Below are 21,478 nucleotides of genomic sequence, written 5' to 3'. Positions count from 1 at the left end.
ACGGCGCGCCGGTCGGGGGGCGGGTCCGTCCAGAGGGCCCGCCCCCGCCCCGCGAGCGTCCCGGCGACCAGGTGGGAACGGCGTATGAGCGACGTGGAGGGACCGTCCCGGCCCGGCGTGGCCGAGGTCGCGGTGTGGCAGGATGCTCACGTGGCAGCAGCGCTCGCGAGTCGGGTCGAGACCCGGACCCAGGCCAGGATCCTGCGGCTGCTCCGCGACGAGGGGCCGCTGTCGCGAGCCGAACTGGCCGATCGGCTCCGGGTCTCGCGGACCACCGTCGCCGCCGAAGTCGGACGCCTGGTCGAACTCGAACTCACCGAGGACGCCGGTCCCGCGACCTCCCGGGGCGGGCGGCGTTCCACCATCCTCGACTTCCGGACCGATCTCAGGTTCGCCGGCGTCGACATCGGGGCCACCTCGCTCGACGTCGCCATCACCGACGGCCGGCTGCGGGTCCTGGCCAAGGCCGCAGAGGAGATCGACGTCCGGGACGGCCCCGAGACGGTGCTGCCCGCCGTGCTGCGCCTGCTGCGGGACCTGCTGGAGGCCCAGCCGGGGCCCTGGCGGCTGGCCGGCGCGGGCATCGGTGTGCCGGGCCCGGTGGACTTCAACCGGGGGGTGCCGGTCTCACCGCCGATCATGCCCGGCTGGGACGGCTACCCCGTCCGCGACACCATGGCGCGCGAGCTGGGCTGTCCGGTCCTGCTCGACAACGACGTCAACGTGATGGCCCTGGGCGAGCAGCACTCGGGGGTGGCCCGCGCCGCGCAGGACTTCCTGTTCGTCAAGATCGGCACCGGGATCGGCTGCGGGATCATGGTGGGCGGGCAGATGTACCGCGGGGTGAACGGCTGCGCGGGCGACATCGGGCACATCACCGTCGAGGAGACCGGTCCGGTGTGCGCCTGTGGCGAGAAGGGATGCCTGGAGGCGGTGTTCGGCGGCGCGGCGCTGGCCCGCGACGCCCTGGCCGCCGCGAAGGCGGGCCGCTCGCCGGTGTTGTCGGAGATCCTGGAGCGCAAGGGCGCCCTCACCGCCGCCGACGTCGGCGCCGCCGCCACGCGCGGCGACCCCTGCGCGGTGCGGATGGTGCGCGAGGGCGGGGCCCGGGTCGGGCTGACCCTGGCCGGGCTCGTCTCCTTCATCAACCCCGGCCTCATCGTCATCGGGGGCAGGGTCGCCAACCTCGGCCATCTCCTCCTGTCGGAGATCCGCGGCGTGGTCTACCGGCGCTCCCTGCCGTTGGCCACGGGGAACATGCCGATCGTGTTGAGCGAGTTGGGGGACGACGCCGGCGTGGTCGGCGCCGCCCGCATGGTCAGCGACGCGCTCTACGCGCTGGAGTGACGGCCCCGCCGCCGGGGCGAAGGCACGTCAGGAGCACGTCAAGAGGAGGTCTCGCCGCGGCGCCCGGAGTTCTTCCAGCGGTCGGCGACGGTGTCGAACAGACGGCCCCCGGCGCTGGCGGCGCTGCCGGCCACGTCGCGCAACGCCCCCACGAGCGGGTCCGCGCTGCGTTCCCAGGACTCCCGGTAGGATCCCGCCGCGTTGCGGACCTCCTCGCCGACGGAGGCGCTGGAGTCGTCGGCGCGGCGCGGGTAGTCACCGTTGAGGATGCGCTGGTAGGAGCCGTCCTTGAGCCAGCGGTCGAGCTCGGAGAAGCGGACCACCGCGAACGGGTGGGTCTGGCCGGTGAGGTTGAGCAGTTTGAGCAGGCCGTCGCGGGCGTCACCGCCCCGGTCGTACTCCTTGGCCTGTTCGAGGAAGGCGTCGGGGTTCATCTCGACGAGGCGGGAGCCGCCGGCCATCTTCATCAGGGCGCGTTTGGCGGCGTCGGGGTCCTGGGAGGCGAGCACGCCGGCGCGGTCACACGACAGCTCGGACTTGCGGTACCACTCCTCCAACGCCGTCACGATGGCGCGCAGCCCGATGTAGCCGAGCGGGACCCAGGCCACCCGTGTGGCCAGCCGGATCAGCGCGAGCAGCATCGTCCGGTAGACGGCGTGGCCGGAGAGGATGTGTCCCACCTCGTGGCCGACGACGAAGCGCCGCTCCTGGGCGTCGAGCAGGTCGACCAGCCCCGTGGTCACGACGATGAACGGCCGTTGACTGCCGATGGCCATCGCGTTGGGCTGGGGGTCGAGACGGACGTAGAGCTCGGGGACGTCGGGGAGGTCGAGGACGTAGGCGGCGTCCCGGACCTGGTCGTGGAGCTCGGGGAACTGGCGCTCGCCGACCTTCACCGCCCCGGCCAGGAACATCAGGCGCAGGGCGCGCTCGTTGAACAGGCCGGACATGCGCTTGAAGACCTCGTCGAAGCCGCGCAGCGACCGCAGCGCGACGAGGGCGCCTCGATCGGCCGGGTGCTCGTAGGCTCGGGAGGAGATGTCGGCGAGCCGGACGCGGGTACGGTCGGGAACGTTGGCCATACGGGCATGCTATGCCGCGGGGCGCGAGGACGCCATGGGCGCAGGGAACGAGATATGCCGCGTTTCGCGTGGGAAGGGGAGGGCGGTGGAATAGCCGTGGGGCCTCTCGGGTTAACCTCGGCGGTGACCACCGATTTCCGACAGCCGGATTGGAACGGAGCGATCAGGTGTCCGACGAGCCGACCCCCGCGCCCATGACGGCGTCGCCCGGCCGACCCGTCCCGCGTCGCGTGGGCATCATGGGCGGGACCTTCGACCCGATCCACCACGGCCACCTCGTGGCCGGCAGCGAGGTCGCCCACCTGTTCCAGCTCGACGAGGTGGTCTTCGTCCCGACGGGGCAGCCCTGGCAGAAGGACACCAGCAAGGTGACCCCCGCCGAGCACCGCTATCTCATGACGGTGATCGCCACGGCGGAGAACCCGCAGTTCCGGGTGAGCCGAATCGAGATCGACCGGGACGGCCCCACCTACACCATCGATACGCTGCGCGAACTCCGTAGCATCTACGGTCCCGAGGTCGAACTCTTCTTCATCACCGGAGCCGACGCCCTGGGCGCTATCCTGAGCTGGCACAACGTGGATGAACTCTTCGATCTCGCGCATTTCGTAGGCTGTAACCGGCCCGGACATCGGCTCACCGACACCGGGTTACCCGACGGCAAGGTCAGTCTCGTCGAGATCCCCGCGTTGGCGATCTCCTCGACCGAATGTCGGGAACGCGTCCGCAAGGGCGAACCCATCTGGTACCTGGTGCCGGATGGCATCGTCCGCTACATCAACAAGACCGGGCTCTACCTCGATGACCGGATGGCGGGTGGCGAGCGTTAGCCGCTCCGCGCGACCGTCGTCGGGGACGGGCCCACCTGGAGGCATCCGCTACACGTGACCGCCACGGACAGGGCCGTCGAGCTCGTTAACATCGCCGCGGAGGCGGCGGCCGACAAACTCGCACAGGAGATCGTCGCCTACGACGTCAGCGACCAGCTCGTCATCACCGACGCCTTCCTCCTGTGCTCCGCCCCGAACGACCGCCAGGTGCGCTCCATCGTCGACGAGGTCGAGGACCGCCTCCGCGCGGCCGGCGTCAAGCCGGTCCGCCGCGAGGGAGAGCGCGACGGGCGCTGGGTGCTGCTGGACTACGTCGACATCGTCGTGCACATCCAGCACGAGGAGGAGCGCGGGTACTACGGTCTGGAACGGCTGTGGAAGGACTGCCCGGAGATCGAGCTGCCCGAAAGCGCGCGCGGGACCGCCCGCGTCGAGGAGGACCACGCCTGATCCCCGGCCGTGAGGTCCTTCCCCGGCCGGCCTCGACCCTTCCCGCCCGGTCGTGCGTTCCCGGGCCCGTCCACCTGGAGTGACAGGAGTGAAAGCGTGACCCGGATGCGCCGCGTACTGTGCTGGAGGCATGGCCAGACCTCCTGGAACGCCGAGAAGCGGTTCCAGGGACAGACCGACATCCCGCTGGACAGCACCGGCCAGGCGCAGGCCGAGCACGCCGCCCGGCTGCTGGCCACGTTGGAGCCGGACGCGATCGTCGCCTCGGACCTGCGCCGGGCCGCCGACACCGCGGCCGCGCTGGCCCGGCGCACGGGGCTAACGGTCGAGCACGACAAGGCCCTGCGCGAACGGTTCGGCGGCCCCTGGGAGGGGCTGCTCAACACCGAGATCCAGCAACGCTGGCCCGAGGAGTACGTCAGCAGGAGGATCCCCGGCGGCGAGGAGATGACGGTCGTGGGGGAGCGGGTGGCCGAGGCCGTCCAGCGAGGGCTGGACCGGGTTCCGGCCGACGGCCTGCTCGTCGTGGTCAGCCACGGCGCCGCGCTGCGCGCGGGGATCAACCGGTTGCTCGGTCTGCCGGCCGCCCACCAGGAGGTCCTGGGCCCCCTCGGCAACTGCTCCTGGTCGGTGCTGGAGGAGATGCGCTCCGGCGGCTGGCGGCTGCTGGAGCACAACGCGGGGTCGCTGCCGGAGGAGCGGGTGCTCGGCGACGACCGCTGAACACCGCTCGTTTCGACGGATCGCGCGGATTCCGCTATTGTTCTGGGAGTCGGCGGGGAGACCCGGAACCGACTCCCACTCGGGGCTATGGCGCAGTTGGTAGCGCGCCTCCATGGCATGGAGGAGGTCTGGGGTTCGAATCCCCATAGCTCCACGTTGTTCGAGAAGATCGCGATCCGCCCCGTCCGACGACGGGGCGGTTTCGTGTCTGAGCCAGGACCGACCGCCTCGCCGCTGGGAGCGCGGGCGGGGGCAAGGGGAACGTCCTCCTGGGCACCTCCGACGATCTCGGCGAACAGGACGTGTGGCCCAACCTCGGGCGGGGAGGTCGCCGCAGACGCCGCCGATGAGCCGGTCGGGTCCGGTGTGGGCGGTGTCGTGGGCGTTCGGCGTCGAGCCGGTGCGGACGGCGCGCTCGCCGTCGTGGAGGCTTCGGACGGATCGAACAAGTCGGTATGGGACCGAGGTGGCGTGCTTCGCGGCCGTTGTCGGCGGCCCGCTCCCCGGCGCGGGTCCGCGTAGCCGGGAGATCGCCGGCATCGGGGAGCGGGCCGCGCTCGCTGGCTCTCCCACCAGCCGCGTCGCCACCTGTCGGGGCGCTCCACCCGGCCCTCGGCGGTGACGGCCGTCGGCTGTGGGCGTGCTCCCCCGGCGCGGCCGGGTGCCCGAGGCCCAGACGATGAGGGGCGCCAGCGGTGGGACCGTTCGGACCGACGCCCTCAGAGCCGCCGGGGTGGTACGGAGCAGTGTCGGTGATCCGGTACCGTTATACGTGCAGCTCGGGGCTATGGCGCAGTTGGTAGCGCGCCTCCATGGCATGGAGGAGGTCTGGGGTTCGAATCCCCATAGCTCCACCCTCGGCGAGGCCCGGGTCCGTTTTCGGATCCGGGCCTCGCCGTTTCGTGTCCGCGTGGGTCTTCCGGTGTGCGGCGGTTCGCTTTCCTCCGGAAGCGGGTGGCCGCCGGGGTGGTACGGAGCAGTGTCGGTGATCCGGTACCGTTATACGTGCACCTTGGGGCTATGGCGCAGTTGGTAGCGCGCCTCCATGGCATGGAGGAGGTCTGGGGTTCGAATCCCCATAGCTCCACGTTGTTCGAGAAGATCGCGATCCGCCCCGTCCGACGACGGGGCGGTCTCGTGTCCGGGCGCGGGTCGCGGAGGTGAGCGGCGACGCCCCGTGCGAGCGGCCACGCAGCGGGAGCCCGGCTCCCGGCCGGCCTCCGCTCCGACGGGCCATCGCTCTCGGCGACATCAGCACACGTGGGATAATCACCCGGACAGTCCGTGCCGCCGCCGGAGGAGACCACGAGTGGAGATCGGCCCGTACGAAGCCGCACTCCGGGACGCGCTCCTGCAGCTGTCGATCCGTGCCTGGCGCCCTGTCTTCACCGAACTCGCCGCGGCCGTTCCCCCGTTCGTCTTCGCCGCGTTCTATCCCCGAGGCTGGGAGGCCAGGCAGATCGAGGACCTCGGTGAGATCCTCGACGACCAGCCCGACAGCGTGTACGTGGCGTTCGTCGACGGAGTCCCCGTGGGCTGGGTCTGCGTGCGTATCCATCCCGACGACGACATGGGCGAGATCTACGTCCTCGCCGTTGATCCCGCGTACCAGCGCCGTGGTATCGCGACGGCGCTCATGGAGCACGCCTTCACCGTCGTCCGTGAAGCGGGAATGAGCATGATCATGGTGGAGACCGGAGACGATCCCGGCCACGCGGCTTCACGCGCCACCTACGAGGCGGCGGGATTCCGACGTTGGCCGGTGGCGCGCTACTTCAAGGACCTGACGGCGGTTTCGGACGGCCCCGACCGGGACTAGCCGGTCCGGCGGGCGTACGGCAAGAGCGCGAAGGCCCGCGGGACGACCACAGGCGCGTGGCGGTCGGCCCGCCCACGCGGCGTGACGTCGACCCCGAGGCGTCGGGGAACGGTACCGACTCGTTCGAACGGCTTCCCCGCCGTCGGATCCGGACATCGCGCTCGTGAACGTGAGCGGGCTTCCGAGACGCGGCGGAGGTCTCCCCGGTGGTGGGACGGGGCCGTCGCGGGCGGGCGTGGTCGTCTCCACACCACGCGTGGCGGCCCACCCGTACTCTCCCCGCGTCGCGGGAGGGGAGCCAGGCCGGACCGAAGCCGTCACGGGGCCGGGGCGACGTGTCGAGCCGGCGGACTCATCGGGAACGGGACCGAAGACGCGAGTCCATGACGGTCACGGTGACCAGGCCGCTGATGAGGACGAGGCAGCCCAGGAGGACCGGGAGGGTGAGCTGCTCGCCGAGTACGAGAATGCCGAGCGCGGCGGCGAGCAGCGGCTCTGCGAGGCTGAGTGTTCCAGCGGTCGGCGCGCTCGTACGGTCCAGACCGTAGACGAAGGCCGCGTAGGCGACGGCGGTTCCCGCCACAGAGGTCCAGGCGATCAGCGACAGGGAGTTCACATCGGTCAGATGCCCGGGACGCAGCACGAGGATCGGCGAGAGGGCGAGCCCGGCGAGGAGCAGGGTGAGCGTGGTCGCCGGTAGTGCGGGGGCGCCGGCCTGAAGGAAGCGCTTGGCCGCGACCGTGTACACGCCGTAACAGGTTCCCGAGAGCAGGGCGACGCCGACGCCGAGACCATCGGCAGGCGACTGCCAGGGGGAGAGGAGCACCGCGCACCCGAGCACCGCGGCCACAGTGCCGGCGACCCATCCCGGCGTGAGGCGTTCGCGGGTCCACCAGCGTGCGCACAGGCCCGTGGCGACGGGCGCGACGCCGAGCGCGACCGTCGTTCCCAGTGCGGCTCCGAGCCGGTCGACGGCGTGCATGAACGTGACCTGATACACCCCGGTCGCCGCGGCCGCCAGCAGGATCCAGCCGAACACCTCCCGGCGCACGACGAGTCGCCACACCGCGCCCCCGGCGCACAGCGCCGCGAGCGCGAACCCGCCGAGGAGCAACCGTGCCACTCCCAACGCGCCGGGGTCCGCGGCGGAGGAGGCGAGGACCTGGGCGGGACCGACCGTGCCCCACAGGGCCGCCGCGCCGAGCACGGCGGCCGCGCCCGTGACGCGACGACGGGAGTCGGCGGTCGCCTTGATCGTCGCGGTGGCGGTCACGGCAGGAGCTTCAGTCCGCCGACGATCCGGTCCACGGCCTTGCGCGGCCCGACCAGGCTCACCGCGGCATAGGCGATCTCACCGCCCGGCAACGTGGCCAGCGTGTCCACGTATTCGTCGTAGACCCGTGTCTCCTGCGCCGCGATCGGCATGTCCGCGACGAACACGTCCTCGCGCCGGTCGGCCTTGTCCCGGATCTGGCGCAGCTTCACCACGTCGGCGCCGAGGATCGTGCAGCCCGCCCAGGGAAGCCCCGGATGAGTGGAACCGTCGGCGTCGACGCCCTCATGGGCGAGCAGCCCGGCCACGTTGACGGCCGTGGCCGAGGCGACACACGAGCCGGCGTTGACCGCGCGCCCCGCGGGCAGGGCGGCGTCGACCACGATGACCCACTTCAATCTCGCGTTGCGGGTCTCCTCACCCGTCCGAATCTCCTCGGCCTCGAACCCCACCGGCTGGTCACTCATCCTGCGATCGCCCCTAAATGTCGTATGTCTAACGAGGTGAGCGGGCTAGAGACTACGTGAATGTCGATGTTGTCGCATCTATCCCGTATTTAATTTGGCTAGGGTGGAGGTATGGCGTCTTTGGATGAACTTGATACGGCGATCCTGCGGGAACTGCAGCGTGACGCACGGCGGACCAACCGGGACGTCGCCGCCGCGGTCGGTGTCGCCCCGACCACCTCCCTGGACCGGACCCGTTCCCTGCGGGACCGCGGCGTGATCACGGGGGCCACATTGGAAGTCGACCTCGCCAAGATCGGCAGGCCGGTCCAGGCCCTCGTCGCGGTGCGGGTGCGGCCGCCGACCCGCGCCAACATCGAAGGCTTCCGGGAGTGGGCGGCCGGTCTTCCCGAGGTGTTGGGCCTGTTCGTGACCAGCGGCACCGAGGACTTCCTCATCCACGTGGCGGTGCCCGACAACGACCACCTCTACGCCTTCGTGATCGACCGTCTCACCGCGAAACCCGAGGTCGCCGACGTGCGGACCTCGGTCGTCTACGAGCACATCCGCTCGACCACCGTCCTGCCCGTATCGGCCCAGCGCCGCTAGCCCCGACCGGTCGGATACGACGGCGCGGTGAACGCCACGGCCTGTTCGATCGCCGCGATTCCGGCCGCGCGCTCCCCGACAACGGGGTGGAGGTCGCGACGAGGCCCATGTACCGCGTGGTGCCGTGGCCGGCGGGGAGCGGCTTCCCGCCGAGGAGGTCCCGGTGACCGGTGGTCCGCGCGGCCTCCTCGATCCGGCCGATCTCCGCGCGCCGTGCCCGGTCGGGGACGTGCCCGGCCTTCTTCCCGCGGATCTCACGTGCGGCCCGGTCCGATCGCTTCGGTGCGCACGGCGGTGAGAACGGCCGTCGTAACCCCGTGGCCGGGAGGGCGGGGCAGGGGGCCAGTGGACCATCACCGTGGCCGCCGCGACGCCCACAGGGACATGGTGGGCGGAGCCGGCGCGGACGGCATGACCCGCCATTGTCCGCGCCGGGGCCGGCGGTGGCGGCGTCCCGCCGGGCCGCTCATGCCGCTCCGGGGGGCGGCGATCGCCGGGGCGCGGGGCATCGCGATCCGGCTCGGTGGAGGAGGCCGGCGGGACGGAGCACGGTGGTGAGCGGCCGTCTCCTGGCGGGGCGGCGCCGCGCGTCCCACCCCCGGGCGGTCCCGTCTCGCTGGGCCGCAGCCCGTGGTCCGGGACGGGGGAGGACTGCGCCTCGCTGGGAGCGGAGCGTTCGGCCGGATCTGCGTAGGTGGCCGAGGGCCGGGAGCCGTCCGAGGTGTCGGGGCGGCCCGCCGTTTCACGGCTCTGCCCCGGGCCGGGGCCGCTCCAGCGTCCGCGATGCGCCGATCGAGACGGGTGCCCTCTCGCCGATCATCCTCTGCTGTCGGGCACAGGCCCTCGTGTGACGGGCACGGTGCCCCAAGCGGAGCGGCGCGCCGAGCCCGCGCGCGAGGGGGAACGGGACTCGACGTGCCCCGCAGGGTCCACGTCCGGCGGAACGGTCCGACCCCCGCGGCGGCGACGTCACGGGTCCCATGGCGGCGCGGGGACGGGGCCGTTCCCGCCGGGATCGACTCCTTCGGGGTCGGGTATACTGGCGGAGTTCACTCGGGGCTATGGCGCAGTTGGTAGCGCGCCTCCATGGCATGGAGGAGGTCTGGGGTTCGAATCCCCATAGCTCCACTCGATCTCGGGGTCCCGTGTCCGATCAGGACACGGGACCCTCGTCGTTTCGCGGACGCCGTGTCCGGCCCGCGCGGAGCCGGCCCCGGGGACGACATGCGGGACCCTCGCGGTCCGCACCGTCCGGACCGTCGTGGGCACGGCCCCTTGGGGCCGGGGACGCGAAGCGACGGGCGCCCTCCTCTCCCGACGGTGGTCCGGTCCGGACGGGACCGCCCCGCGCGATGACTGCCACCGTCCCCGCGCGGGCATGAACTTCGGACGCGGCATCGACAACAAGGGGGACACCATGTCGCTGACCCTGGGGGGAGGGCCGCTGGCCGCCGACGCGCCCACAACGGTGAACTACTCCGTCGACGGACCCCGGCACGCCCTGTACCTGCATCCGTTCCCACGCCGGGTCCGGGCCGAGCTGGCCGGGACCATCGTGCTCGACAGCGACCACGGCCATCTGCTCCACGAGACCGGCCTGCTCCCGGTGCTCTACGTCCCCATGGAGGACGTCACGCCGGCCCTGCTCACCGCGACCGACCACACGACGCACTGCCCCTACAAGGGGGACGCGGCCTACTGGTCGGTGACGGTCGGCGACCGAACGGCCGAGAACGCCCTGTGGGCCTATCCCGAGCCCAAGGCCGAGGCGGCGTGGCTGCGCGGCCTCGCCGCGTTGTACTGGGAGGCGGCCGACGCCTGGTACGACGAGGAGGAGAAGGTCCACGGCCACCTGCGCGACCCGTTCCACCGGGTGGACGCGCGCCAGTCCAGCAGGCTGGTCCGCGTCATGCTCGGCGACGAGGTCCTCGCGGTGTCCGGACATCCCAAGGTCCTCTCCGAGACCGGACTCGCCAACCGCTACTACCTGCCCCCCGAGGCGGTCCGCACGGACCTGCTGGTCCCCAGCCGTACCCGGCGCCACTGCCCCTACAAGGGGGAGGCGGTCTACTGGTCCGCGCGGATCGGGGAACGCGAGGTCGCGGACGTGGCCTGGTCGTTCCCGCACCCGCTCAAGGACGGCCAGGACGTCAAGGGGTACTACAGCTTCGACCACGAGGCGTTGTCGATCGACCTGGAGAACCAGCACTGACCGGTCCGGCGGGCGCGGCCGGCCCTGTGGGAACGGCCGCGCCCGTCCTCATCGGGCGGTACTGTCACTTGCGTGGCTGAACTCCCCGACGTCGACGAACTCCTGGACGCCGCCGTGCGCGCACTCGGCGGCGCGCGCCGCGAGGGCCAGGTGACCATGGCACGGGCGGTCGCCGCCGCCGTGGCCGCCGAGGAGCACCTGGTCGTCCAGGCCGGCACCGGGACCGGCAAGTCGCTGGCCTACCTGGTGCCGGCGATCCGGCACGCCATGGCCGAGGACACCACCGTCATCGTCTCCACCGCCACCCTCGCCCTACAGCGCCAGCTCGTCGAACGCGACCTTCCGCGCCTGGCCACCGCGCTGGCGCCGCTGCTCAAGCGCGAGCCCACCTTCGCCATTCTCAAGGGGCGGCGCAACTACCTGTGCCGTAACCGGCTGGCCGGCGCCGCCGACGCCGAGCCCGAGGAGGCCGGCCTGTTCGACCCGCGGGCCCTGTCCTCGCTGGGCCGTCAGGTCCAGCGTCTGCACGAGTGGGCCGAGGACACCCTCACCGGCGACCGCGACGAACTGGTGCCGGGGGTCTCCGACCTCGCCTGGCGGCAGGTGTCGGTCGCCGGCAACGAGTGCGTGGGGGCGGCGGCCTGTCTCTTCGGACAGGAGTGCTTCGCCGAGCAGGCCCGCGCCGAGGCCGGTGGCGCCGACATCGTCGTGACCAACCACGCGCTGCTGGCCATCGACGCCACCCAGGGCTACCACATCCTGCCCGAACACCGTGTCCTCGTGGTGGACGAGGCCCACGAGCTCGTCGACCGTGTCACCTCGGTGGCCAGCGGGTCGCTGAGCGAGCGCGCCGTCACCACCGCGGCCAAGCGCGCCGCACGCCTGTGCGACGTCGAGCTGACCGAGCGCCTGGGCGAGACCGCGGACGGCCTGGCGCTCCTCTTCGCCGATGCCGAGGACGGGCGCATCGACCACATCCCCGATTCCCTCGCCACCGCCGTGGCCGGCGTCCGCGACGCCGCGCACGCCTGTGTCAGCGACATCGGCCCGGAGAACAAGGAGGACCCCCAGGCCGCCACGGCCCGCAGGCTCGCGCTCGCGGCGCTGAACGAGGTGCACGACACCGCGGTCCGCATCCTCGAGTCCTTTGAACCGCCGCTGCGCGACCGTCGGGACGTCGTGTGGCTGGCCAAGGGGGCCAACCGGCCGCCCGCCCTGCACGTCGCTCCGTTGACCGTCGGCGGGCTGCTGCGCGAGAAGCTCTTCGGTGACCGCACCACCGTGCTCACCTCGGCCACGCTCACGCTCGGGGGGTCCTTCACCGGGTTCGCCGCCCAGTGGGGACTGGGCCGTGAGATCACGGGCGAACCCGCGTCCGCACCGCGCGGCGAGCGTCCGAAGGCCGAACCCGGCGAGTCCGACTCCGCCGAGGGCGAACCCCGTTGGCGGGCCCTGGACGTGGGCTCCCCCTTCGAGCACGCGCGCAGCGGCATCCTCTACGTCGCCGCGCACCTGCCGCTCCCGGGCCGAGACGGGCTGGACCCCCGTTACGTGGACGAGATCGCCGAGCTCATCGAGGCGGCGGGGGGACGCGCACTGGGACTGTTCTCGTCGATGCGGGCGGCCACCCAGGCCGCCGAGGAGCTGCGGGAGCGGTTGGACCACCCCATCCTGTGCCAGGGCGAGGACTCCACCGGGCAACTGGTCGAACGCTTCAGCGCCGATGAGCGCACCTGCCTGTTCGGCACGTTGTCGTTGTGGCAGGGCGTGGACGTTCCCGGCCCCTCGTTGCAGTTGGTCATCGTCGACCGCATCCCGTTCCCGCGCCCCGACGACCCGCTCGCCTCGGCGCGGCAGCGCGCCGTGGGGGCCCACGGGGGCAACGGGTTCATGGCGGTGGCGGCGACGCACGCCGCGCTGCTGCTCGCCCAGGGGACCGGCAGGCTGCTGCGCGCGACGGGCGACCGGGGCGTGGTGGCGGTTCTCGATCCGCGGCTGGCCACCGCGCGCTACGGGGGTTTCCTGCGGGCCTCTCTTCCGCCCTACTGGGGGACCACGGATCCGGGGGTGGCGCGGGCGGCGCTGCGTCGGCTCGACGAGGCGGCCCGGGTGCCCAGCGAGGTCTAGGGAGGTCTAGCGGCGTACCCGGTAGCCGAAGAGGCGGACGGCGTAGCCGGGGGATTCGTCGTCGGCGGGGTGGATGTACCAGCGGTCGTCGTGGTCGCCGATGGACAGCTCGTTCCACATCAGGTCGATCAGCTTCAGGCGGGCCACGACCGAGGCGTTGGGGTCGAGGACGATCGCGTAGGCGTGGTCGGTCAGGCGCTGGGTGACCATGCCCACGGGCTGTCCGTCCCAGATGGCGGGTACGGGGGCGTGCCCGATGTCGATGCCGCACAGCCGTAGCTGCTCGATCTCCTCGTCGAGGGCTTCGGCGGCCAGCGCGTCGTCGAGGTCGAGCGCCTCTTCGAGTTCGTCGCGTTCCTCGTCGGCGCGTAGGTAGGCGTGGTAGGTCCGGTGCCCGCAGACGCGGCACATCCGCCACACCACGCAGCGGGCCAGCCCGTAGGCCGATTGGGCTTCTCCGATACCGCGGTAGGTGCTGACCGTGCGGATCGCGCCGCACTCACAGCACAGAGCGGTGAGATTCTGTTCCATCCTTCAGTCCCCCCCTCCCAGGCGAGTATGCGATGGGAACCCCTCGTTAGGGAACCGGTTCGGTGAAGGAGTTCCTACAAACTGTCGCCATCAATGCCCAAAAAGGTCAGGTCGGAGGGAATCGCCCATCGGTGTGACGTCGTTCCGGAGGGCGCGGTGAGGTAGGTTGCCCTCCGCGCCCCGCCGTCCGGGCCGCTCAACGGACGTCGCGGGGAGAAGCGGGGGAGCCGTCCCCCGCGTCGTCCTCGCCCGCCCCGTCCTCGACCGACGGGGCGTCCTCCTCGTCCTCGGAGTCGGCGGATCCGTCGAGCAGGGGGTGCTCCTCGACCTTGTAACGCCTGATGTAGAGGCCGAGGAAGGTCTGCAGGCTCGCGCCGACCGGGAGCGCGAGCAGCGCGCCCGGGGCCCCCAGGATCGCCGCCCCCGCGATCACCGACCCGAACGCCACCGCCGGGTGCATGTCCAGCGTCTTCGCGGTGATGCGCGGCTGGAGCAGGTAGTTCTCGAACTGCTGGTAGAGGGTGATGAACACGAGGATCCACACCGCCTGCCACGGTCCCTGCAACAGGGCCACCAGCACCGGCACGGCGCCCCCGATGTAGGTTCCCACGGTCGGGATGAACTGCGACAGCACGCCCACCCACAGGGCCAGGGCGAAGGCGAACGGGATGTCCAGCAGGACCAGCACCAGGTAGTGCGCCGCGGTGCACACCAGGGCGAGCAGGGCGCGCGAGTAGATGTAGCCGCCGGTCTTGTCGATCGCGATCTCCCAGGCGCGCAGTACCTCGCGCTGGGTCCGCGGGGGGAGCACCGAGCAGATCGTGCGGCGGAAACGCGGTCCGTCGGCGCACAGGTAGAAGGTGAACAGCGCGATGGTCAGGCCGTTGAACAGCAGCGCCAGGACCGTCGTCCCGGCCCCCCAGACGTTGCCCGCCAGGCTGGAGGCGTACTGCTCGATCAGGCCGCTCGCGCTGGAGATCTCGCTCAACAGGTTCGTCGGGGAGAACGAGGTGTTGAACGTCGCGTTGACCCAGCGCAGCACGGCGCGGGTCATCGCGGGCAGTTCGTCGACGAACGCCAGAACCTGGCCGACCAGCATGGAGCCGAGCACGGTGAAGAACGCGCCGAGCAGGACGAACCCGGCGGCCATCACCGCGCCGGTGGCCAGGCCGCGCGGCCAGTGGCGCCGGTGCAGCCAGTTGACCGCGGGTTCCAGGGCGAGCGCCAGGAAGAGCGAGATCAACAGCAGTACGAGCAGGCTCTGTAGCTGGACGAGCAGCCACCACGCGACGCCGAAGGCGGTGACGGTCCAAGCGGCCAAGAGCATGGCCCGGGGCAGCCAACGGGGCATGCCGCTTTTACCGGACGGCCCGGAGACCGTCCGTTTCCTGGTCGGAGCGCTCGTGCGCAAGCCGGGGCTTCTTTCTTCTGCTGGTGTCACGAGGTGGAGTCCACCCTTACGCACCGTCCTCCAGGGACAGGCCGCGCTTGTTACGCGCGGTCCAGTCGCGCATGCGCTTGGGGTAGCCGACGATCTGGACGTCGTAGGCGGGCACCGCGAGCTTGCGCGCGAGTTTGCGGACGACCTCGGGAGAACCCGCTCGGCGACGGATCCACTCGCCGTCCGTCGCGACCGCCACCGCCGTGGTGCCGGTCGCGAAGGTCTCGGGTTCGACGTAGAACTCCACGCCCACACGGCTCTTGGCGAAATCGACGAGTGCCTGGAGGTCGGCGTCCTCGGCCGGACGGTCGAACCGATTGGTCCCGGGGCCGCCACGCCGACGTGCCCGGCGCAGCCCGAACCGATCCCGCCATCCCATTACAGCGCTCCCATCGCCGCTGGCGTGTCCACGGGTCGGGACCGGACCCCGGCGAGGGCCAGGGGGACGGGCCCGTTACCCGGCGCCACGCCGGACCTGTCCGTCGCCCCCGGTCTTCCCGAGTCTATAGGCAACGTCTGGGAACGCTTTTCCCGCTTAACCCGCGCGCGCGTAACCGTGCTGCTACGTTCGGTATTCAAACGGGAGGGGAAGGTGCCATGGCGCTGTGGGCGTGGGTCGGCGGGACGGCCCGGGAACTGAGAGCTGCCGGCCATACCGAGCTCGCCGCCGCGGTGGAGCGGATGCCCCGGCTCGCGCTCGAAGGCAATCTCACCCGTCTGGACGCCGAACTGCCGCAGGCGTTGCGCGTCGCGCGGGCCGCCGAGGGGGTGCCGCGCCTGGAGGAGTACCTTCGGCACTGGCCGCTGGCCGCCCGGGTGGGCCCGCTCAAGCACGGGGCGATCGCGCTGGCCGACGCCGAGGCGCACCGTGGCGCCCTCCACGCGCAGGGGACGGGCTACTGCCCTCCGCCGGTGTGCGGCGCGGAGAACCTCCTGTCCTGCTACGCCAATATCGACGGCCCCGGATACGCCGTCGACCGCGCGGCCCTGCTCACCGAGGCCGCCCAGCACACCGAACCCGGACAGCCGGCGTTCGAGGCGCTCGCCCTGGCCCACGCGGCCATGCTGGTCGACGACGAGCGTCCGGACGAGGCGGTGCACCATCTCGACGCCCAGGCCGCGCGGGTCCGCGCCACGGGGACCGACGTGGGGCTGTACTACGGCTTCGGCTACGTCCGCGCGCTACGGCACCTCGACCGGCACAGCGCGGCGCTCGACGTCCTGGCCCATCTGGAGAACAACGGTGTCGCCCGATGGCCCGAGGGGGCTCCGCGCACCGACGCCCATCGCCGGATCAGGTTCGAACGGGCACGGCTGATGGCCTGGTTGGCGCGGACGGGACGCCGTCCGGCCGAGGAGGCCCTGGCCGTGCTGCCCGACGTCCTTGAGGCCGAGGCGCACCCCTCCCTGCGCCTGACCTGGGTCGAGGCGGTGGAACAGCTCGTCGAGGTGGGAGTGGTCCGCAACGACTGGCGCATCGGTGCGACCCTGACCAGCTGGACCCGCTACCTGGAGAAGGTGGGGGCCTATCGGCCGTGTCTGGAGATGGCCCTGATCGCGCTGCGGCTCGCCACGGCTCGTGGCGCCCGCTGGGTCGCCCTGTCCACGGTCCAGCGCGCGCAACGGGCGCTGTTCCGGCTCCGGCGCGCCGACGACCTGCGTGACGACCTGATCGAGGCCCGCGAGGGGGCCGCCAGGATCCCTCCCCCGGTACTCCAGGTCGAACCCGAAGAGCTGTTGGTGCGCCTTCGCGCGGAGCAGGCCGACGAGGTGGACCCCGAACGCCAGGCCGACCTCGTGCTCGCCGCGCTCGAACTACGCCCCGACGACACGACGCTGCTCGCCGCGTTCGGCCAGGTGGGACGGACGCTCAAGCTCGCCGACGTGGTCGTCGAGACGCAGTGGGCTCGGGTGCGCCGCGCCCCCGGCGACCAGATGGCCGCGCTGGCGTTGCTGGAGACGCTTCTGCACGATGAGGACGTCCCCGGGGTGCGCTCCCTGGTGCGCACCTTGTCCAGTGCCGCGGCCATGCACGCGACACACGCCTGATCCGCGCTCAGGCGCCCCGCGAAGGGGCCGGCAACGGCGGCAGTGCCAGGAGGGCGCCGGCGGGGTAGGACAGCGCCGCGTCGGGCAGCGAGGCGGGGCGGCCACTGGCGAGCACGGTCAGGCTCCCCGTGCGCGGGGCGTCGGTCCGGGGGCCGGTGCCCAGTCGGCGCAGGGTCTGGGCGGCGACCGCACCGGCCGCGGTCAGCAGTACGGGGCGCCGCCCCAACGCGTCGGAGATCCGCTCTCCGACGAGGTCGTAGTGGGTGCAGCCGAGGACGACGGCGCCGACGGTGGGGGGAGTCAGCCTGGCGGCGTCGGCGATGGCCTGTTCGATCGCCGCCTCGTCGACGTGCTCCACCGCTTCGGCCAGGCCGACACAGGCCACCGGGGTGACCGGGACATCACGCGCGAAGCGGCTGATGAGATCGCGTTGGTAGGGGCTTCCGGTGGTGGCGGGGGTCGCCCAGATCGCGATCGGCTCTCCCAGGTCGGCGGCCGGCTTGACCGCGGGGACCGTGCCGATCACCGGGATGGCGGGTTCGAGCTCGTCGCGTAGCGCGGCCAGGGCATGGACCGAGGCGCTGTTGCAGGCGACGACGATCGCGTCGGGATCACTCGGCAGGGCGGCGCGGGCACCGGCCAGCGCCCGGCGGGTGATGTCGTCGGGTGTGCGTGGACCCCACGGCATGTGGTCGGGGTCCATGGACACGATCAGGTCCGCGTCGGGGCGGGCCTCCCGCAGCGCGGCGGCGGTGGACAGAAGTCCGATTCCTGAATCGATGAGGGCGATACGCACGTCTGTCGATCCTATGCGCTTGCCGAGGTGTCCGGGCGGTGGCTCGTCGGTGGCGCGCCGGCACGCGAGCGAGAGGCGGCCCGGTCCGGTTCCGGCCACGGCCGTGGCCGGAGTCGGACTCGAAGGCGTGGGCGATGGGGCGGAGGGGTGAGGGTTCACCGTGGTCACAGCGAGGGAGAGGGGGACGGACGGTGTGGAAGCGGTCTTCGGCACGGACCGATCCAGACGCTACTAGCCGGTAGAAAAAGGGGGAGGAGCGGCCGCGTCGCTGGTTCTGGAACCGGTCGGAAATTACGATGGCGCCTTGTGACAGAGCGGGTGAATGTGAGTCGTCAGCACGTCCGAGCAGATCTGGCCGACCATGTCGCCGCCGCGCAACGGCTGCGCCGTGACTACGCCGCCCTGCCGGTGGACGCACCGGTCCGGTTGGCGAAACCCACCTCCAACCTGTTCCGCTTCCGCGATCCCGGCGACGTCCCGCGGCTGGACGTCAGCGCCTTCACCTCGGTGCTGGCCGTCGACCCCGACGCCCGTATCGCCGAGGTCGGCGGGATGACCACCTACGAGGATCTGGTCGCCGCCACCCTGCCGCACGGGCTCATGCCCCTGGTCGTACCGCAGTTGCGCACGATCACGCTCGGCGGCGCGGTGACCGGCCTGGGCATCGAGTCGTCGTCGTTCCGCAACGGCCTGCCCCACGAGTCGGTGGAGGAGATCGAGATCCTCACCGGCGCGGGCGACATCGTGGTGGCGCGTCGGGACAACGAGCACCGTGACCTGTTCCGCGGTTTCCCCAACTCCTACGGAACCCTCGGCTACAGCCTGCGCCTGCGTATCGAGTTGGAGCCGGTCAAGCCCTACGTCCACCTGCGCCACCTGCGTTTCCACGACGGGGCCGAGGCGATGGAGGCGTTCGCGGCGATCTGCGCGGCGGCGGAGTACGACGGGGAACGGGTGGACTTCGTCGACGGTGTGGCGTTCGCCCGCGACGAGCTCTACCTGACGCTCGCCTCCTTCACCGACCGCGCCCCCTGGACCAGCGACTACACCGGCTCCGACATCTACTACACCTCGATCCCGCGTTACGCGGGTCCCGGGCCCGGCGACTATCTGACGATCCACGACTACCTGTGGCGCTGGGACACCGACTGGTTCTGGTGCTCCCGGGCGTTCGGCCTGGGCAACCCGACGGTGCGCAGGTTGTGGCCGCGCTCGCTGAAGCGTTCCGATGTCTACCGCCGCCTGGTCGCCCTGGACCGGCGGACCGACTTCAGCCGGCTGCTGGCCCACTACCGGGGGCGCCCCCAGCCCGAGCCCCTCATCCAGGACATCGAGGTCGAGGTCGGACGCGGCGCGGAGTTCCTCGACTTCTTCCACACCGAGATCGGTATGTCGCCGATCTGGATGTGCCCCCTGCGGCTGCGCGAGCAGCCGCAGGCCGGCGGGGAGGACGGCCATGTCTGGCCGCTGTACCCGCTGGAGCCGGAACGGCTCTACGTCAACTTCGGATTCTGGGGCATGGTGCCCATGCGCCCCGGACAGCGCCGCGCCCACCACAACCGGCTCGTGGAGGAGGAGGTCGCCCGGCTGGGCGGGCACAAGTCGCTGTACTCCGATGCTTTCTACAGCGAGGACGAGTTCTGGGGGCTGTACAACGGGGACGCCTACCGGCGCCTCAAGCACGCCTACGACCCCAAGGACCGCCTCCTCGACCTCTACGCCAAATGTGTCAGGAACCGGTGACACGCCGTCCCGGGCAGGGACGGGGCGACGTGCGGCGAGAAGGGAATGGTAATGCGGCTGGCGGAGATCTTCGAGCGGGTCGTCGGGGCTGACGCCCCTGTTCGGTTCCGCGCCTACGACGGCAGCACCTCGGGAGATCCCGAAAGCGAGATCACCCTCGTCGTGCGTACCCCGGTGGCGCTCAACTACCTCGCCCAGTCCCCGGGGGCGCTCGGCCTGACCCGGGCCTACGTCGCGGGGCACATCGATCTCGAAGGGGACATGTACACCGCGCTCAAGCGGATGTCGGAGATCGCCTTCGGTGACGGGGTCAGGCTTCGCGACTTCCTCGCCATCGCCAAGGACATCGGCTGGGTCAAGTTCGTCAACCGCGTACCGCCGCCTCCACAGGAGATGCGCCGCTCCCGGCTGCTGGAGCGTGGGCGGCGGCATTCGAAGGAGCGCGACGCCGAGGTCATCCACCACCACTACGACGTCTCCAACGCCTTCTACGAGATGGTGCTGGGGCCGTCCATGACCTATACCTGCGCCGTCTACCCCACACCGGTCGCCTCCCTTGAGGAGGCCCAGTTCCACAAGTACGAGCTGGTCTCGCGCAAACTCGGGCTGGCCAAGGGGATGCGGCTGCTGGACGTGGGCTGTGGCTGGGGCGGCATGGTCATCCACGCCGCCCGTGAGCACGGCGTCAAGGCGCTGGGGGTGACGCTGTCCAAGGAGCAGGCCGAGTGGGCGCAGAAGAAGATCGCCCAGGAGGGGCTGGGCGACCTCGCCGAGGTGCGCCACATGGACTACCGCAACGTCCCCGACGGCGTCTTCGACCGGATCAGCTCCATCGGCCTGACCGAGCACATCGGCAAGAAGAACGTGCCGGACTACTTCGCCTCGCTGTACGCGAAGCTGAAGCCCGGCGGCCGGCTGCTCAACCACTGCATCACGCGCCCCCGCAACGACCTTCCCGCGATGGTGCCGGGAGGGGTGATCAACCGCTATGTCTTCCCCGACGGGGAGCTGGAGGGGCCCGGGTGGCTCCAGGCGCAGATGAACGACGCCGGGTTCGAGATCCGGCATCAGGAGAACCTGCGTGAGCACTACGCGCTGACGTTGCGTGACTGGTCGGCCAACCTGGACCGCAACTGGGACGCGGCGGTCGCCGAGGTCGGCGAGGGGACCGCGCGGGTGTGGCGGCTGTACATGGCGGGCTGTGTGCTGGGGTTCGAGAAGAACGTGGTCCAGCTCCACCAGATCCTCGGCGTCAAGCTGGACGGTGACGACTCGGGCATGCCGCTGCGCCCGGACTTCGAGCCGCGGCGCGGCTGACCCGTTCGCGATCGGGGGGGAGCGGCCCGGTCCGCGGTGTTCGGCGCCGCGGCCGGGCGGGCATCATGGAGGACATGCCTGGGACCAATGACGCGGACGGCGTCACGCAGCTCGCCATCTCCCTCGTCGACGCCTATGTGCGCAAGGACCGTGACGCGGTGGGCGCGGCGGTGGCCGAAGCAGAGCGCTCCGGCGGGATCGACGATGTCACCTCGGAGCTGAAGGTCTACGCCTCGTTCCTCACCCGACGGGTGCAGGAGACCGGGGTGGTGTGGAAGCCTGCGGACTCCCGCGAGGCGGTGGCCCGGACGGTCGCCGACATCTTGGAGCCCGAACTGGAGTTCGCGGTCGTCACCGCCTGGGAGGCGCACTCCGTCGGCGAACACGAGGCGGCGGAGCGTTTCACCCGTGGCGACCCGCTGGTTTTCCTGCACATGCTCGCCGCCTTCTGCGCGGCGATCGGCCAGGCGGTCTACAAGCCGGCCGAGCTGATCTCGACGTTGCGGATCGCCTCGGGGTCGGCCGAGTAGGGCCACCGGCGCGGTGGCGATACGGGCGTGCCCCGGCCGGTGACGGCCGGGGCACGCCCGTTGTCGTCCACGGCCGGGGGCTCGTCGTGATGGGGCGGAAGACCGGTCCGGGCGCCACCCGCGACGGTGATTCCCTCTTGCTCTCTGTCGATG

The 21,478-nt window shown here is 71.5% G+C and carries 19 protein-coding genes and 4 tRNA genes; 16 read left to right on the top strand and 7 right to left on the bottom strand.

What is annotated here, in order from left to right; all coding sequences use genetic code 11:
* The first annotated feature begins 84 nt into the window (after nt 1–84).
* On the top strand, nt 85–1,347 hold the full coding sequence (locus B5D66_RS18485) for an ROK family transcriptional regulator (protein ID WP_078763012.1): 1,263 nt from the start codon (nt 85–87) through the stop codon (nt 1,345–1,347).
* 38 nt (nt 1,348–1,385) lie between these two features.
* Here B5D66_RS18485 and B5D66_RS18480 read toward each other — a convergent pair whose 3' ends face one another.
* Nucleotides 1,386–2,429 (bottom strand): M48 family metallopeptidase, encoded by a 1,044-nt coding sequence (locus tag B5D66_RS18480; protein WP_078763011.1) that lies wholly within the window; start codon nt 2,427–2,429, stop codon nt 1,386–1,388.
* A gap of 194 nt (nt 2,430–2,623) precedes the next feature.
* On the opposite strand from B5D66_RS18480, the gene nadD reads away from it, so the two are divergent.
* The 7 genes from nadD (at nt 2,624) to B5D66_RS18445 (ending at nt 6,251) form a co-directional block, all read left to right on the top strand.
* On the top strand, nt 2,624–3,259 hold the full coding sequence (gene nadD, locus B5D66_RS18475; protein WP_078763069.1) for a nicotinate-nucleotide adenylyltransferase: 636 nt from the start codon (nt 2,624–2,626) through the stop codon (nt 3,257–3,259).
* A gap of 54 nt (nt 3,260–3,313) precedes the next feature.
* Complete coding sequence (gene rsfS, locus B5D66_RS18470; protein WP_078763010.1) at nt 3,314–3,709, top strand: ribosome silencing factor; 396 nt, start codon at nt 3,314–3,316, stop codon at nt 3,707–3,709.
* 96 nt (nt 3,710–3,805) lie between these two features.
* Entirely contained in the window at nt 3,806–4,432 is a 627-nt protein-coding gene (locus tag B5D66_RS18465; protein ID WP_144390199.1) for a histidine phosphatase family protein, read from the top strand.
* An 81-nt stretch (nt 4,433–4,513) separates the two neighbouring features.
* Nucleotides 4,514–4,586: transfer RNA gene (locus B5D66_RS18460), tRNA-Ala, on the top strand.
* A 627-nt stretch (nt 4,587–5,213) separates the two neighbouring features.
* Nucleotides 5,214–5,286: transfer RNA gene (locus B5D66_RS18455), tRNA-Ala, on the top strand.
* Nucleotides 5,287–5,446: 160 nt separating this feature from the next.
* Nucleotides 5,447–5,519 (top strand) — tRNA-Ala (locus B5D66_RS18450).
* A 222-nt stretch (nt 5,520–5,741) separates the two neighbouring features.
* On the top strand, nt 5,742–6,251 hold the full coding sequence (locus tag B5D66_RS18445; RefSeq protein WP_200813703.1) for a GNAT family N-acetyltransferase: 510 nt from the start codon (nt 5,742–5,744) through the stop codon (nt 6,249–6,251).
* 352 nt (nt 6,252–6,603) lie between these two features.
* On the opposite strand, the gene B5D66_RS18440 is transcribed toward B5D66_RS18445, so the two are convergent.
* Together B5D66_RS18440 and B5D66_RS18435 are read right to left on the bottom strand one after the other, a co-directional pair.
* The gene (locus B5D66_RS18440; protein ID WP_200813702.1) at nt 6,604–7,524 is read right to left on the bottom strand and encodes a DMT family transporter; all 921 of its coding nucleotides are present in this window, start codon (nt 7,522–7,524) and stop codon (nt 6,604–6,606) included.
* Nucleotides 7,521–7,991 (bottom strand): DUF2000 domain-containing protein, encoded by a 471-nt coding sequence (locus B5D66_RS18435; RefSeq protein WP_078763008.1) that lies wholly within the window; start codon nt 7,989–7,991, stop codon nt 7,521–7,523. Before B5D66_RS18435 ends, B5D66_RS18440 begins: the two co-directional genes overlap by 4 nt.
* A gap of 111 nt (nt 7,992–8,102) precedes the next feature.
* Here B5D66_RS18435 and B5D66_RS18430 point away from each other — a divergent pair, with 111 nt between their 5' ends.
* From B5D66_RS18430 to B5D66_RS18415, 4 genes are all read left to right on the top strand, one after another.
* Nucleotides 8,103–8,579 carry an Lrp/AsnC family transcriptional regulator gene (locus tag B5D66_RS18430; protein ID WP_200813701.1) on the top strand — a complete coding sequence of 159 codons (477 nt, stop codon included), beginning with the start codon at nt 8,103–8,105 and terminating at the stop codon, nt 8,577–8,579.
* A 1,055-nt stretch (nt 8,580–9,634) separates the two neighbouring features.
* Nucleotides 9,635–9,707, top strand: a tRNA-Ala gene (locus tag B5D66_RS18425).
* 250 nt (nt 9,708–9,957) lie between these two features.
* Nucleotides 9,958–10,791 carry a DUF427 domain-containing protein gene (locus B5D66_RS18420; protein WP_235001087.1) on the top strand — a complete coding sequence of 278 codons (834 nt, stop codon included), beginning with the start codon at nt 9,958–9,960 and terminating at the stop codon, nt 10,789–10,791.
* A 72-nt stretch (nt 10,792–10,863) separates the two neighbouring features.
* Entirely contained in the window at nt 10,864–12,918 is a 2,055-nt protein-coding gene (locus B5D66_RS18415; RefSeq protein WP_078763006.1) for an ATP-dependent DNA helicase, read from the top strand.
* A gap of 6 nt (nt 12,919–12,924) precedes the next feature.
* Here B5D66_RS18415 and B5D66_RS18410 read toward each other — a convergent pair whose 3' ends face one another.
* The 3 genes from B5D66_RS18410 to B5D66_RS18400 all read right to left on the bottom strand — a co-directional run bounded on the left by B5D66_RS18410 (nt 12,925) and on the right by B5D66_RS18400 (nt 15,269).
* Nucleotides 12,925–13,449 (bottom strand): DUF6315 family protein, encoded by a 525-nt coding sequence (locus B5D66_RS18410; protein ID WP_078763005.1) that lies wholly within the window; start codon nt 13,447–13,449, stop codon nt 12,925–12,927.
* 196 nt (nt 13,450–13,645) lie between these two features.
* Nucleotides 13,646–14,800: an AI-2E family transporter gene (locus B5D66_RS18405; RefSeq protein WP_078763004.1), complete on the bottom strand. Its 1,155-nt coding sequence runs from the start codon at nt 14,798–14,800 to the stop codon at nt 13,646–13,648.
* Nucleotides 14,801–14,906: 106 nt separating this feature from the next.
* Nucleotides 14,907–15,269, bottom strand: a complete 363-nt coding sequence (locus B5D66_RS18400) for a hypothetical protein (RefSeq protein WP_078763003.1) — start codon at nt 15,267–15,269, stop codon at nt 14,907–14,909.
* Between the two features lie 218 nt (nt 15,270–15,487).
* On the opposite strand from B5D66_RS18400, the gene B5D66_RS18395 reads away from it, so the two are divergent.
* Nucleotides 15,488–16,939 (top strand): hypothetical protein, encoded by a 1,452-nt coding sequence (locus B5D66_RS18395; RefSeq protein WP_078763002.1) that lies wholly within the window; start codon nt 15,488–15,490, stop codon nt 16,937–16,939.
* Between the two features lie 7 nt (nt 16,940–16,946).
* Here B5D66_RS18395 and B5D66_RS18390 read toward each other — a convergent pair whose 3' ends face one another.
* Nucleotides 16,947–17,735, bottom strand: coding sequence for a glutamate racemase (locus tag B5D66_RS18390; RefSeq protein ID WP_078763001.1), 789 nt, complete (start codon nt 17,733–17,735; stop codon nt 16,947–16,949).
* A gap of 318 nt (nt 17,736–18,053) precedes the next feature.
* Here B5D66_RS18390 and B5D66_RS18385 point away from each other — a divergent pair, with 318 nt between their 5' ends.
* The 3 genes from B5D66_RS18385 (at nt 18,054) to B5D66_RS18375 (ending at nt 21,325) form a co-directional block, all read left to right on the top strand.
* Nucleotides 18,054–19,478 (top strand): FAD-binding oxidoreductase, encoded by a 1,425-nt coding sequence (locus tag B5D66_RS18385; protein ID WP_078763000.1) that lies wholly within the window; start codon nt 18,054–18,056, stop codon nt 19,476–19,478.
* A gap of 51 nt (nt 19,479–19,529) precedes the next feature.
* On the top strand, nt 19,530–20,795 hold the full coding sequence (locus B5D66_RS18380; protein ID WP_078762999.1) for an SAM-dependent methyltransferase: 1,266 nt from the start codon (nt 19,530–19,532) through the stop codon (nt 20,793–20,795).
* Nucleotides 20,796–20,869: 74 nt separating this feature from the next.
* A complete protein-coding gene (locus tag B5D66_RS18375) occupies nt 20,870–21,325 on the top strand; it encodes a hypothetical protein (RefSeq protein WP_078762998.1) in 456 nt (151 codons plus the stop codon).
* The last annotated feature ends 153 nt before the right edge of the window (nt 21,326–21,478 follow it).

It is taken from the genome of Marinactinospora thermotolerans DSM 45154, from assembly GCF_900167435.1.
Lineage (GTDB): Bacteria > Actinomycetota > Actinomycetes > Streptosporangiales > Streptosporangiaceae > Marinactinospora > Marinactinospora thermotolerans.
Note: the sequence above shows the minus strand (reverse complement) of the source record. Positions and strands in the feature narration are given on the sequence as shown.